We start from the raw sequence: 14,618 nt of genomic DNA, 5'->3' as shown, positions 1-14,618 counted from the left end.
ATCCAAAGTAACAGTTTTAGATAATAGTGACGTGGATTGCAATCAAATTGTTTTAGATTATTTTTCAGGTAGTCCTCCATTTGAAACGAAAGATAGCAAAAAGTATGAGTTTCCCGATGCAATTATGGCTGCAAAGTTAAAAATACTGTTTAGTGTGGAAAATCCAATATATATAATCAGCAATGACTCTGGTTTTAAAAGTTCATTTAATGATGAAAAGGGCTTTAATACTTTTGAATCGTTGAAAGAAGTATTTAACTTAATAAACATGGAAACAAAGATATATGAGAATATAACTAGCTTTATACTTAATCCGAATACACATAATTTAATATGTGCTATGCTTACAAAGGAACTTAACAATAAAGATATTGATCTTGACGGCTTAGACTGTGATCGCAAGGGCATTTGTGAAGGTTATAATTATGAGGAAGTATATATTGATGACATTTCACAAGTAGATTTTGATTTTAGTTCCGTTGATGATATAACCGAGGATACAGTTAATATCACACTTTCATGTACAGCATCTATAACTGCAATATGCTCTTATTTGGATGAGTCTAACTCAGCATGGGATTCAGAAGAAGATGAGTATATTTATGCTGAATGGGAGAGCATTGAGGAAAAACATCAGCCTAATTTTGATTGTGAGGTTATTTTCTCAATCAACCGAGAAAGTGAAGAAGTAAACTTTGAAATTGAGTCGATATATTTCGATATTTCGCTAGACCAACGGACAAGAGTAAGTAGGCGTTATATAGAATCTGAAGATCCTGATGAAGTAGCAAAAGCAGAAGAAATGGAAGCTTTAGAGGAATACCATAAACATTGATAGCTACAAGGGGGTAATATTGAAAAACTGCATAATGGATATTGATTTACAACATTTAACAATATTAGATAGCTCAAATTAAATTTCCCATTATTCATATAATTAAAATAATAAGGTACCGATCTGCGGATATATTACATGTAGCAGCATTAAAAGAAAGTTATCATAAATATTTCAATATGATGACTTTCTTTAATTTTTTGAGTGGGGTATCAGGTTAGTCGGTTTACCCACAGCTACAGCATAGCTTTTAAAAACCTTACCATCTTTATAAAGAGTAAGCCTACGAGCAGCTACATTAATGGTAATAGAATAGCTAGGTCTAGGAGCACGAAATTGGCAGGGAAATAAGAAATTAGAGAGAAACATAGTAACCTCCAGGTAGTATATTGTTTTTATTATATTATGATAAGGTAACGAATTTGGTTATTGTTCAATAATGTCTCCAGTTATTTAAGGTTTGTTTAAGGTTTAATTAATAAAATAAATACATGAACTTAGTTGTAAAGATAAATGAACTAAAAAGGAGATTTATATTATGAATAGAAGATCAATTTACTATAAATTAGTTACTGCACTTGTGTGTACCACATTTTTGTATGCCTGCAGCCCTAATACTTCAACAAAAACTACAACTGGAACCGGGGCGGCTACACAGACTAAAGCAAGTATTATTGGTGACAAGGCCATAAAAACTGTTATAGGTGGAGTGGTTACCTATGATAAAGATGACTACTACAGTGACTGGAAAAAGGAAAACCCAAACTACATTGAATTAAAGGGAACTACGGCTAATTTAAAGGGTTCTGGTGCTGAGGTAAAAGACGGTAAAGTTACTATAACTTCAGCAGGAGTGTATGCAATTAGTGGCAAATTGGATAATGGCCAGATTATTGTAGATGTTAAGGATAAGGGAACCGTTAAACTTGTTTTAAATGGTGCAGAAATAAAGAATTCTAATAATGCACCTATTTACGTAAAAAATGCAGGAAAAACAATTATTTCTCTACAGGAAGGTACAGAGAACTCAATAATAGATGGAGAAAAATATGTTTTAGCGGATGCTTCAACAGATGAGCCTAGTGCAGCAATCTTTAGTAAAGATAACCTTGTTATAAACGGAAAGGGTAAACTAACTGTTAAGGGAAATTATAAGGATGGAATTACTAGTAAAGATGATTTAAAGATTACGGGAGGAAATATTCTAATTACCGCAGTTGATGACGGTTTAGTAGGACGTGACATACTAGCGGTTAAAGAAGGCAGTATAACTATTGAATCTGGTGGAGATGCAGTGAAATCTACAAATGATACAGATAATACTAAAGGAATTGTAGCTATTGACAATGGAGTCTTTAATTTAAAAGCTGAAAAGGATGGAATACAGGCAGAAACAGCAGTACTTATCGCAGATGGTTCCTTTAATATTACAACTGGCGGAGGAAGTGCAGTGGGCACTAAAAAAGCGGAAGAGGGCATGAAAGGACCAATGGACAATAAGGACAAAAATACCGCTGAGGCTAATACTGAAACAGAAACAGAAAGTAAAAAAGCAATAAAAGCGTCTAGTGATATAGGAATCGCTGGAGGCACCTTTAGTATAGATTCTGCTGATGATTCTATACACAGCAATAACAACGCTATTATAGAAGGCGGTAACTTTACAATTACTTCTGGTGACGATGGAATTCATGCTGATACAACTTTAGGTATAAAAGGTGGAAAAATAAATATTACAAAGAGTTATGAAGGCATAGAAGCTTCTATAGTAACAATTTCAGAGGGTGAAATATATGTTACTTCCAGCGATGACGGTATAAATGCTGGTGGAGGTGCCGATGGATCATCAACAGAGGGCCGTCCTGGACAGAATAATTTTAGTTCTTCAGGAAACAACAAGCTTAATATAAATGGTGGATATGTGGTAGTTAATTCTACTGGTGATGGGTTAGATGCCAATGGATCAATATACATGACAAAAGGTACAGTAGTTGTGAGTGGTCCAACCTCTAATGGCAATGGTGCCTTAGATTACGATGAAACTTTTGAAATGACTGGTGGCTTACTTGTATCTTCCGGAAGTTCTGGAATGGCACAAGGACCTTCTGATACATCAACTCAGTACTCAATAGTAATGAATTATCCACAGACACAATTAGCAGGAACTATTGTAAACTTACAGGATAGTACAGGAAAAACCTTGGCAACCTTTGCACCTGTAAAGGATTATCAAACTGTAGTTATTAGCTCACCAGAACTTAAAAAGGGTGGAACATATACACTGTATTCAGGGGGAAAGTCAACTGGAGCTGAAAAGGGAGGGCTTTACACTGATGGAAAATATGAGAATGGAACAAAAGTCGTAGAGTTTACTATTTCAAACTCAGTAACATGGCTCAACGAATCTGGCGTAACAACTGCTAAAAGTTTCAACCCAGGAGGTGGACATGGAGGTCAAGGCGGTCCAAGAGGACAGCGTCCATCAGGAATGCAAGGTGAAAATCCAGCGGGGTCTCAAGATCAAGTACCTCCTGCAGAGCAAAGCCAACAATAGAGTGATTAAAATTAAACTATAATAATTAAAGTTCTTTATTTTTGGAAATTTATTTAAAAGGAGCTGCTCATAGTGATTAAAAAATTGCTATGAGCAGCTCCTTTTAAGTTTATTTAGAGAAAGCAAGCTGTGAAGCAGCCAACTTTCCATGTTAGTTTTTATTTTAGTAAAGTATTCTCCACAGGAGGAAGTTCAACTGTGAAGATTGTATCTTCATTTATATTACTTTTAACGGATATTTTACCCTTATGCTGTTCTACTATAGCTCTTGCTATAGACAGGCCTAATCCGTAGCCTCCACTACTCTTGGAGCGAGACTTATCAACGCGGTAAAAGCGGTCAAAAATCTTGTCTAGATGATCCTTAGATATTCCTTTGCCAGTATTGCATACTGTAAGCACTGCTTTAGTATTACATTTTTTAAATGAAAGGGAGATTTTCCCCTGAGGGTTTGTATATTTTAAAGCATTATCCAACAATATCATTACAACCTGTTTAATTTGTTCGCTATTTCCATAGGCTATAATATCAGGTTCAATATCATAATCAAGCAAAATATTATTTTCAAAAATAGAAGCTTCCATTGTTAAAACAATATTCTCTATAGCCTCACTTAAATCAAAATTAGTAAAAATTAGTTTTATATCTGAGTGGTCTACTTGGGCAAGGTATAACAAATCATTAGTTAGTTTGGTCATTCTCTCCACTTCAGATTTTATTAAATAAATCCACTTAGATTGATTTTTTATGGTATCTTCATCATTTGATAAAAGTACTTCAGCATTGGTATTTATAACAGTTAAAGGTGTCTTTAATTCATGTGAGGCATCTGCAATAAACTGTTTTTGTCTATCAAAGGTTTCTTTAATAGGTTTTATAGATTTATTGGCGAAGAATCTACTTATAAAGAAAATTGCCACAAGCATAACTAAAGCTACAGTTGAAAAAGTGTAAATTAAATTTGTTAAATATGCGTATCTTGAAGTTACATCCAGAAATACTATTCTGTACCCAGAGTTATCTGGAAGCTTTTGAAGGATAAATTCCCAGTAAGTATCTTCAAGCTTAAACCTGCCGTTATTTGAACCTTTGGATAAGGCTGTATCTTTTACTGTTTTATAAAAATTTTCATCCATATCAAATATAGAAAAGTAATTTGTTAAATTTTTATTATTATCAATTGTTACTATAAAGGATATGGATCTTTCTACAGGAGGTTTTTCGTTATTATTATACAGATCAGGCTCTATAGGATGATTTTTGGGCTTACGATTAAAATCTGACAACCTGTTCAGTTCCATATTTATATCATTGCGAACATTTTTGTAGGTGATTAAATATATACTTGTAAAAGAAAGTATCATCATAATTGAGATAATAACTAAATTCAAGATTAAAAATCTATTTCTAAGTTTTTTAAACATAATGAACTCCTCAATTGAATATGGTTTATATTTAGTTTGATTCTAAAATATATCCAACTCCTCTAACTGTATTAATAGTGGTCTTAGATTTTAGATAAGTTAGTTTTTTCCTTAAAAATGAGATATAAACTTCCACGTGATTATGTTCCACTTCAGAGTCGAAGCCCCACAGCTTTTCAATTATTAATTCCTTTGGGGAAACTAAGTTTTTTCTCGTAATAAGCAGCTCTAGAAGCTGAGCTTCCTTCAATATTAGCTTAATCTCCTTACTGTCCCTAGTTAGCTTCAAAGTAGAGGTATTTAACTGTAAGTCACCAAATTTTAAGGTGTTGTCCTGTTGTACCTCGCCTTTTCTTCTCGATATAGCTCTGATTCTAGCAAGAAGTTCTTCACTTGCAAAGGGCTTTGCTAAATAATCATCAGCGCCACTATCAAGTCCTACCACCTTGTCGCTTATTTCTCCTCTTGCAGTTAAAAGTATAACAGGAGTAGAAATTTCTTCTTTTCTAATATTTTTAAGAATACTTATACCATCCATTTTAGGAAGCATTATATCTAATATTATTAAATCATAGATGCCGCTTAGGGCGTTATCCAGACCACTCTCACCATCGTTAACGGCGTCAACAGTATAATTATTCTTTCTTAATATTTGTGCTAAAGCCTCGGCTAAAGGAAGTTCATCTTCTACTATTAAGATTCTCATTATATTTCCCTCTTTTCTCTTAGATATATTTATTTATTATATCATAAGAAACCTTTAATAAAGCTTAAATACAATCTGTCTAAATTATTAGCACAGTTAAAAATATTTAAGGTTTGTTTAAGGTTTATTTTATAAAATAAGCTCATAAGGAAGAGATATTAAGATTAAAGAATTTTAGTCCTTAAAATAAAGTTACAACAGTAAAAGTTGATAAATCCAGGGGAAAGGAGAATAAAAATGGCTATAGAGGTTTTTAACAGAAGTGAATGTAAGTTTTTAATTCAAGAGGACATATATGAAGAATTGAATATAAAGCTTTTAAAACATATGGATATGGATGATCACAATAAGGAAGCTAATTTTTATACAATAAGCAATATTTACTACGATACGGAGGACGATTATTTAATTAGAAACTCCTTATCAAAACCTAAGTATAAAGAAAAGATTCGCCTTAGATCCTATGGAGTTCCTAATATAGATGGCAAAGTATATTTAGAAATTAAGAAAAAGTTTAATGGCATTGGCAATAAGAGAAGAACTTCTCTTAAATTAAATGAGGCTTATGAATTTTTAAGTACAGGTGAAAAACCGGAGCTTAAAAGTTATATGAATAAACAAGTCATTAATGAACTCCATTACAGCTTAAAGCTCTATAACGTTGAACCGAAGCTGTATCTAGCCTACGACAGAAAAGCTATGTTTGGAAGAGATAATAGAGAAGTAAGAATAACCTTTGACACAAATATTCGGACAAGAAGATATGATTTGAGGCTTGAAGCAGGAAATTATGGAGAGCCTCTCTTAGAAAAGGGAAAGATGCTTATGGAGGTTAAGGTAGAAAAGAATATTCCACTTTGGCTGGCTAAGCTTCTATCAGAATATAAAATTTATAAGACAAGCTTTTCAAAGTATGGTAATGAATATAAAAAAATGATTATGAATAATAAAAGATTGAAGGGAGAAATGAATAAATGCTCGACTCAGTATTCAGCTCAATATCAAATGCAGCAGCTAGCACACCAATTGCTTTAACAGATTCAGTTTTAACTATCCTTATATCTTTCATATTAGGGGCAGTTATTAGTATTACCTATATGAAGACCTCAAGTAAAGGCGTATACTCACAAAATTTTTCTTTAACACTTGTGATAATTCCAACGGTAATAGCTATCATAGTACTTTTAATAGGAAATAACATTGCTAGAGCTTTTAGTTTAGCTGGGGCCTTTTCAATAATTAAATTTAGAAGTGCACCTGGAGATCCAAAGGATATTGCCTTTGTATTATTTACTATGGCAGCAGGTCTTGCTTGTGGTGTAGGGGCGTATAGTTATGCAGGGATGTTCACAGTTTTTCTTTGTGCGCTAATGTATATTCTTAGCATTATAAACTTTGGGGCAAAAAAAATTTCCAATAAACTTTTAAAGATTACAATACCAGAAGATTTAGATTATGAAGGTGCTTTTGAGGATATATTTAGTGCCTACACAACTAGCCACCAATTAATAAAAGTAAAAACTATGGATCTAGGCAGTCTGTTTCAGCTTATTTTCACTGTGACAATGAATAATAAAAAAAGTGAGAAGGAGTTTATAGATGCCTTAAGATGCAGGAACGGAAATTTAAATATTACTTTGTCTATGAATGAAGATATATCCTATGGTTAGAGTGGTAAATAACTGCCTGTAAGTAGCCTAACTGGCTGCTTGCAGGCAGTTATATTTTTAACATTCTCCGGCATTATCTATTTAGTTAGAGATAAATGTAAGAAAGGAGGCATAACTAACAGATAATGAGAGATAATATTAGCATAAAGGCATTTATAGTGGTATTTCGACGATATTTTTCGATATACACGGTATAGTTACCGTTGCTTTCAAGGGCATTGGTACTATACAATGTCTCTCGTAAGATAATACAGGGGGAAAAACAGATGCTTAAAAAATTCTTAGATATTTTACTTGGAGAACCTCTAGCCAATGAGGAAGGTAAAAACGAAAAATACAATATTCCTTTTGGACTGGCAATCATGGCTAGTGATGCAATATCATCTGTGGCTTATGCAGCCCAGGAAATTCTTTTCGTTTTAATAGTTTTAGGTGCAGCTGCTTATCAATGGTTAACATGGACTTCTTTCATGATTATAGGGTTGTTGATAATATTGACAATTTCCTATATTCAAATTATTAGAGCTTATCCTCAAGGAGGAGGAGCCTACAAGGTAGCAAAGGAAAATATAGGTACTAAGGCTGGTTTATCTGCCGGTGCAGGTCTGACAATTAGTTACATACTTACCGTTGCAGTTAGTGCTAGTGCTGGTGCAGATGCTATTATCTCTGCCTTTAGTGGTTTAACAGAGTATAAGGTTACCTTTGTAGTAGTCATAATTGTAGTTTTGACTATTTTAAACCTAAGGGGTATAAGTGAATCTTCAAAAATCTTTGCTATACCTACTTATATTTTTATTTTTAGCATGATTTTTATGATTCTTTATGGATTGTTTAAGTATTTTGTACTAAATATCCATCCAGAGCCTATGTATGCTATTCCTGCAAAGACTGTAGAAGGTGTATCGATATTTCTTATTTTAAGAGCTTTTTCTTCAGGTTGTTCTGCTTTAACTGGAGTAGAGGCAGTAAGTAATTCGGTGCCTAATTTTCAGGAACCTAGTCAAAAAAATGCAAAAATTGTTATGATATTATTAGCGGCTTTAATACTTTTTATATTCGGTGGTACTTCAATACTGGCTATATTTTATACAGCTGTACCTATTGCAAATGGTCCTACAGTTGTTTCACAAATTGCCTTTGGTGTTTTCAATAATGGAATAATGTACTACATAATACAGTTTAGTACCGCTATAATTTTACTGATGGCATGTAATACAGCCTATACAGGCTTCCCTATGCTAATGTACATAGTTGGAAAAGATGGATTTGCTCCTAGACAATTTACTATTAGAGGTAAAAGACTTAGTTTTTCCTTTGGAATTACTGCTTTATCCTTTATAGCTTGTGTTCTAGTTATTATATTCGATGCAGACACTCATAGGTTAATTCCTTTATATGCTATTGGCGTATTTATATCCTTTACTTTAGGCCAGTTTGGTATGGTAAACCATTGGAGGAAAGAAAGAGGCAAAGGATGGGTAAAACGTGCTATTATCAATGGTTTTGGTGCTTTGGTCACTTTATTAACAACAATAATAATTTTAGTTGAAAAATTTAGCGAAGGTGCCTTTATAGTTGCAATCTTAATTCCAATTATAATTTTAATTCAGATAAAAATTAAGACTCACTATGATAGAGTTGCTTGCCGTTTAAGTATTAGTCAGTTAAATCTAAAGAAGATAGATTTAAGAGTAAAATATACTCATATTGTGATAGTTCCAATTGCCAGCTTAAATAAGGCAACTATAGGAGCACTCCAATATGCTCAAAGCATAAGTGAAAATGTTGTTGCTCTTAATATCTCAACGGATATGGAAGCAATGGAGAAGTTAAAACAAAGATGGAGCGAATTAGATACAGATATCCTGCTTGTTGCAAAATATTCACCTTTTAGAGCGGTAGTTACTCCTCTACTAGAGTATATTGCACAAATTGCAGATGCAGCAGGTGAAACTGAAAAAATAACAGTAATTGTACCAGAATTTGTTACCCATGAACACTTTGGTGAGGTTTTACATAACCATACAAGTTTCTTTATAAGAGAAACCTTACTAAGAAGCAATAATATAATCGTGTCTACTTATCCTTACCATCTAGTAGATGAAGATATTTGTGAACCAAACAATTAGTTTATTTACTATGTAAATGCTACAAATATTAAGCAACCCTTGAAACTAAAAGGGTTGCTCTTTTAATGTGAAAAATCTTAAAAGATATTAGAAATCATATCAAAGGCTTCTTTAAACATATCATTAGTTTAAATTGTTCCTTTAAACTCCATTATAAAGGAAATATCACACAGAATACATAATGAAGTATAACCATTTGTAGATAACTTGAATACTTTAATAATAATTATTTTTAAATTGGATATACTACTTATTACCCCTTACTTTTAATAGAATTTTATTATAGCAACAAATAGTGCTACACTTTTTTATATGGTGTAGCACTTGTTAGTTTTTCAATATAGGAATAAAATTTATCTATTGTAAATTTACAATAGATAAACATAATCTTTGTGATGCGACGTAAAAACACCCCAAAATTCAATTCTAAATAATACAGTATTCTGATAAATTATTCGTTTTTTTATTTATATTACGTTAAATAAACAACAAATGTAACCTAACACTATTTACTTTCTGATGATACTAGCTGAATACTATACTGCGCTTTGAAATCTTCATCAAATCTATTTATTTCTGAAGATACTAATACCCATTTCTCTCTATTTATAATCTCATTCTTATCTAGCGAACCAGTATTACTAACACTCTCAAGACTTCCGTTCAGTATTTTTTGAATCCCTTGATAATATTTAAAAACTAAGTCTATCTTTTCATTTTCTTTATCGTAATTTATGTTATCTTTATCCTTATATGTTTGTCTCAGGTAATGAAAATAAGAGTCTAAAATAATCCCAAAAGAGGATTGCTCTTGATATATTTGTGCTAGATTCCCTATCTTCCACTGGTAATCATGAACTGATAAACCTATATACCATTGTTCACTTCTTATTATTGAATTTAAATACGTAAGTTCTGCAACATCACTGTCGGAGATTCTCTTATAAGTCCTTACAGTGTCTAGTTTCTTTATTGCCTCATTAGTTCGTGATTGAAGATTTTCTAACCTATAATAACAATTTCTATTAAAAGCATACTTCGCATTCTCAAATTTATTATAGAGCATTCCTGCAGCTATCACGGACACTCCTATAAATAACAAGATTATACCTCTAATAATTGTTGTATTGTCCATCTTTCGCTTCAATTTATCCACTACCCTTCGTTAAAGTATAATGTGATATACAATACGGAGCTAAATCTGAGATATTTAATTCATACAATTATAATTTAGCTTATCAGAATTATAACATATATTCATATAATTACCTGTAAAATTTATATAAAAATATAAGTAATTCTGATTTTTAACACCATATTATTCATTTATCAAAGAACATAATTTGTACTTCCAGATTCATTAATTACTTCGCTTTTATTTCATATTGCACATTAATCGTAAATTTTTGATATATGAACAATCGTAATAACGTATGTGAAATTACATGAAGTAAACGTTTTACATCATTACTACACAGAGAAAATTTATTACTCAATGTTATAGAATATATTTAAAGTTTCGATAATTATAAATCGTGATTATTTTTTAAACATGATTGAAAATTTAAACAGCTAATGTTAATATTTAGATAGTGTAGTCATTATTTAAAATAGAAGGATACGCCTTAATAGATGACAAAACTGTAATACTTGTACTAGGTGCAGGAAAAAAGGCTGCAAAAGCCATTGACTAAATGTTAGAGAAAGAAGGAGGACCAATGGATAATAAAATAAGGGTGTGGACCAGACAAGATGAAAAGATTCTTAATGTATTAGAAAAGGACGGAAGACATATAGCCAAAAGAGAATATATCGAACAAAAAATGGAGGATTGTTCTAAAGTATATCTTGATGTATACACATGGTATACAGAAAAAGCTAAAGATATAGTAGCCAAACCATCTGACGTACAATATCCAATTTGGGTTTCATTAAGTAGTGATAATATGCTTCAACCGGTTTCAGGTACAGTTATACTAGAGCTTTTGATTGACAGGGATTTACTAATAGTAGTTGATCTAGAAAAGTGGGGGAGAGTAGTTAACTACTGGTATGTACCTTTAACTTTAAAAGATGAAGAAGATTATGATAAAAAACTTAAAAATTATGGAATAACCAACAACTCCAATGTGTATTTAAGTAACTTTTACCCTCATCTAAAAAAAGAAGTAATTAAAAGTTGGGACAGGCTTTTTGATAATTCATATTCGTTATCAGATTTAAACGTGGGAACTATTTGGGAGGTAAAAAAGGAATGGATACAAAAGATAATAAAATAAGACTTTACACATCACAAAGCTTTGAGGTAGTTAAACTTTTGAAGGAGCAAAATGTATGTTATGTCAAAAAAGAATACATTGAAAAAAAGTATCAAGAGGTTTCCGGTATATTTATGGAGGCATATAATTGGTACATAAGCAGAGCGCAGAATATTGTAAGAAAGCCTGAATGTGCAAAGTATCCATATTGGGCATTTACTAAAGCTGAATATGCCGGTTTGTATCCGGGATACTATCTGCTTACTATGGAAATACCTATTGATGAAGTGATTTTTTTTAAAGTTGAAGATTGGAACAAAGTTTTAAACCTGAAATATTTGGATATTAGCGAAGAAGATGAGAAAAACCATAAAGATATGTTGGCAAAACAGAATATCTCCATTGAGTCCGATATATTTACCAAGCCTTTTTATCCATATTTGAAATCAAAAGTAAAGAAAAGCTGGGATAATTTATTTAAATATAATGAGTTAATAAAATCAGGAGTTATGCAGAAATCAGTTTTACAAGCAAGCCTATGGGAGCTAAGGAAAGAGTGGATTGTTGATATCAAAGATGCTACGAAAGATATTTGTATATAAATATTATTGGTTTAAGAGTAAACAGAAAAAGTTACCAAGTTGTTTAAAACAAAGAAATTACGTTAAATAAGAATGATGCTTATCAATATATAACTATTCTAATACAAAACGACTGTATGCAATACTTTTTCCTGTGCTTGTTTTAAAATTTTGTTCAATACAGGTCTTTATTTCCTGCTGCTGCTTATGTATATCCATAACTGTTAAATTCTCTAATAAATCTGCTTCCCATTGTATTTGAAAATCAATTCCATCAATTTTGGAAGGGGTATGATGGTTACCTATTATAAAGCATATCCTATCAATATTTTTATCATAGCCTATCTTTTTTAATATATCTCTTGCTACTGCTGGTCCTTCTTTTTCTTGATAAATACCATCTATTGAGCCATACTTCTTCTGTGCTTCAACTGCACCAATATCATGTAGTATTGCAACAATAGTGATTAATTCTTTTTCAATATTTTCGCCTTTCATTATATCCTCTGCATTTTGTAACACTTTGAGAGTATGGTCTACTCCGAAAGGAAGTTCCTTAAAAACTTCTTTCATTTCTTCAATAATTTTCTCTTTAAACATAAATTACCTCCATAACTTTTACTGCACAATAACTTACTATTTTAAGTTAAAGTAATTATATCATAAATCCAGTCATTTTGTATTATTTTCCACTGCTGCTACTGCTTCAAGTTCTACCAATTGATTTATATATCCTAATACTGTAACTCCAGATAAGGTACTTGGAACATCATGATTACCAAACTCTTTTCTTATTGTTTCCCATACGGTTACTAAATCTGAACGATTTGCCGATGCAACGAGTACTCTGGTGTATACTACATCTTCTAATGAAGCATTACACTCCTTAAGTGCTTCTTTCAAATTATTTACACAAAATTTTGCCTGAAGCTCATAATTATTTAAATCGGGGACTTCTCCGTCTTTATTAATTGGACATGCTCCCGCTAAAAACAGCAAGTCCATTCCTGAAGGTATACGTCCAGCATAAGCATAATCTACTGGAGCTAAATTTGTAGAATGAATTAATGATATTTTTTTATTCATTTTTTATCTTTAGTGAGAGAGTGTATTATAAGTACCAAACCCTCACTAAAACTCACTTCCTTTCGGTTTATACTTTTTTCTGTGTAAACATGTTGATAATTCGTCATCAAAGAAGATTGCGTCTTAATAAAGAATTGCTACATTTTATTTATCAATACCGATTAATCCACTCTTCTTTTAAAATTGCATAGACTATATCGTCTGCCCATTCATTATCAAACCAAAAGCTTTTTTTGAAATGTGCCTCTTTTCTCATTCTAATTCTTTCAAGCAATGCTACGGATTTTATATTTCTAGGATCAACTGAAGCAATAATTCTATGTTTTTGTAAATTACAAAATAAGAAGTTTATTACACTATTAATAGCTTCAGTAGCATACCCTTTAGATTGATGCTCTATAGATAAGGTAAATCCTATTTCTACCTGTAAGTTATCTGGATCTATAAAATGAATCCCTATATCCCCAATTAACTCCTCAGTTTCCTTAACCAAAATTCCAAGCTGATACCAAGTATCTGGAACATTTGGTACTTTAGCAATTTTTTTATAAATAAATTCTTTGACTTCTTTGATTGTTTGTGGTCTCCAGCATTGAAATTTATATATTTGTGGATTAGAACGATATTTAAATATCGACTCTGCATCAGAAATTCTAATGCCTCTTAATACTAATCTTTCTGTTGAAATATTAATTTCACTATTATTCATTGTCTTTCCTCCGAAAATATAATTTAGTTAACCTAAATAGAACAACTCATTTCTAAACTTAAATTGTTGATAGCTATATGTATTGTTGTTGCGTATAAAATTACTATTTTTACTTAATTAATGATAATTATATCATAGTTACATGGTTCGATGTGGTTGACCTTGAAATAAATGTAAGATTGTTTCGCTCTTTAACTCGCATTATTCAATTCTAAAAAACCATTGTTAAGATTTTTACTTTTAATAGTTACGTCGCTTTATAATCACACTTTTGACATTGAGCAAGTGTATGTTGGTTGTCTTCAATATGATAAACACCAGACCATCTACAAATACTTTGCAAAATTGGAACTACAGACTGACCTTTCGAGGTCAATGAATACTCAACCTTTGGAGGTATTTCATCATAAGATTGTCTTTTTATGATTTCATCTATAATCAATTCCTTTAATGTTGCAGCTAATACAGCATCTGTTATATTCGTCATTTCCTTTCGAAGGGAACTATATCTCAAGGTTTCTTTTTCAGCTAAAACGCAGATTATTCTTGATTTCCACTTACCACCAAAAACAGTTAATCCATACTCTAATGGACAACGAATATCTTTTTCTAATTTAGGCTTATACATTGACTTTACTCCTTAATTTTTTAATCATAGTATAT

Annotated in this window: 14 protein-coding genes; 7 read left to right on the top strand and 7 right to left on the bottom strand. The window is 31.6% G+C overall.

Translation table 11 applies throughout. The annotated features are described in order from the left end of the window. Both P8V03_RS18350 and P8V03_RS18340 read left to right on the top strand, forming a co-directional pair. Positions 1–835: PIN domain-containing protein (locus P8V03_RS18350; RefSeq protein ID WP_318799279.1), on the top strand; the 835-nt coding region annotated here is incomplete at its 5' end. Between the two features lie 538 nt (positions 836–1,373). Further along, entirely contained in the window at positions 1,374–3,389 is a 2,016-nt protein-coding gene (locus tag P8V03_RS18340) for a carbohydrate-binding domain-containing protein (RefSeq protein WP_318799278.1), read from the top strand. A gap of 158 nt (positions 3,390–3,547) precedes the next feature. On the opposite strand, the gene P8V03_RS18335 is transcribed toward P8V03_RS18340, so the two are convergent. Then, positions 3,548–4,813, bottom strand: coding sequence for a sensor histidine kinase (locus tag P8V03_RS18335; RefSeq protein ID WP_318799277.1), 1,266 nt, complete (start codon positions 4,811–4,813; stop codon positions 3,548–3,550). A gap of 31 nt (positions 4,814–4,844) precedes the next feature. Continuing rightward, positions 4,845–5,519, bottom strand: coding sequence for a response regulator transcription factor (locus P8V03_RS18330; protein ID WP_318799275.1), 675 nt, complete (start codon positions 5,517–5,519; stop codon positions 4,845–4,847). Positions 5,520–5,756: 237 nt separating this feature from the next. Between P8V03_RS18330 and P8V03_RS18325 the strand changes: the two genes are divergently transcribed. The 3 genes from P8V03_RS18325 (at position 5,757) to P8V03_RS18315 (ending at position 9,321) form a co-directional block, all read left to right on the top strand. After that, on the top strand, positions 5,757–6,554 hold the full coding sequence (locus P8V03_RS18325; RefSeq protein WP_318799274.1) for a polyphosphate polymerase domain-containing protein: 798 nt from the start codon (positions 5,757–5,759) through the stop codon (positions 6,552–6,554). After that, the gene (locus P8V03_RS18320; RefSeq protein ID WP_318799272.1) at positions 6,494–7,189 is read left to right on the top strand and encodes a DUF4956 domain-containing protein; all 696 of its coding nucleotides are present in this window, start codon (positions 6,494–6,496) and stop codon (positions 7,187–7,189) included. The genes P8V03_RS18325 and P8V03_RS18320 overlap by 61 nt, the downstream gene beginning before the upstream one ends. 266 nt (positions 7,190–7,455) lie before the next feature. After that, on the top strand, positions 7,456–9,321 hold the full coding sequence (locus tag P8V03_RS18315) for an APC family permease (RefSeq protein ID WP_318799271.1): 1,866 nt from the start codon (positions 7,456–7,458) through the stop codon (positions 9,319–9,321). A 505-nt stretch (positions 9,322–9,826) separates the two neighbouring features. On the opposite strand, the gene P8V03_RS18310 is transcribed toward P8V03_RS18315, so the two are convergent. Next, positions 9,827–10,468: a hypothetical protein gene (locus tag P8V03_RS18310; RefSeq protein WP_318799270.1), complete on the bottom strand. Its 642-nt coding sequence runs from the start codon at positions 10,466–10,468 to the stop codon at positions 9,827–9,829. 571 nt (positions 10,469–11,039) lie between these two features. Here P8V03_RS18310 and P8V03_RS18305 point away from each other — a divergent pair. Further along, complete coding sequence (locus P8V03_RS18305; protein WP_318799269.1) at positions 11,040–11,600, top strand: DUF3841 domain-containing protein; 561 nt, start codon at positions 11,040–11,042, stop codon at positions 11,598–11,600. Further along, entirely contained in the window at positions 11,576–12,181 is a 606-nt protein-coding gene (locus P8V03_RS18300) for a DUF3841 domain-containing protein (protein WP_318799268.1), read from the top strand. Before P8V03_RS18305 ends, P8V03_RS18300 begins: the two co-directional genes overlap by 25 nt. 93 nt (positions 12,182–12,274) lie before the next feature. On the opposite strand, the gene P8V03_RS18295 is transcribed toward P8V03_RS18300, so the two are convergent. From P8V03_RS18295 to P8V03_RS18280, 4 genes are all read right to left on the bottom strand, one after another. Beyond that, entirely contained in the window at positions 12,275–12,760 is a 486-nt protein-coding gene (locus tag P8V03_RS18295) for an HD domain-containing protein (protein WP_318799267.1), read from the bottom strand. Positions 12,761–12,832: 72 nt separating this feature from the next. Then, positions 12,833–13,246, bottom strand: a complete 414-nt coding sequence (locus P8V03_RS18290) for a RidA family protein (protein WP_318799266.1) — start codon at positions 13,244–13,246, stop codon at positions 12,833–12,835. Positions 13,247–13,397: 151 nt separating this feature from the next. Further along, positions 13,398–13,955, bottom strand: coding sequence for a GNAT family N-acetyltransferase (locus tag P8V03_RS18285; protein ID WP_261669741.1), 558 nt, complete (start codon positions 13,953–13,955; stop codon positions 13,398–13,400). A 247-nt stretch (positions 13,956–14,202) separates the two neighbouring features. Beyond that, positions 14,203–14,583, bottom strand: coding sequence for a winged helix-turn-helix transcriptional regulator (locus tag P8V03_RS18280; RefSeq protein WP_261669742.1), 381 nt, complete (start codon positions 14,581–14,583; stop codon positions 14,203–14,205). Between the last annotated feature and the right edge of the window lie 35 nt (positions 14,584–14,618).

The sequence above is a fragment of the Clostridium tanneri genome, from assembly GCF_033659955.1.
Classification (GTDB): domain Bacteria; phylum Bacillota; class Clostridia; order Clostridiales; family Clostridiaceae; genus Clostridium_AM; species Clostridium_AM tanneri.
Note: the sequence above shows the minus strand (reverse complement) of the source record. Positions and strands in the feature narration are given on the sequence as shown.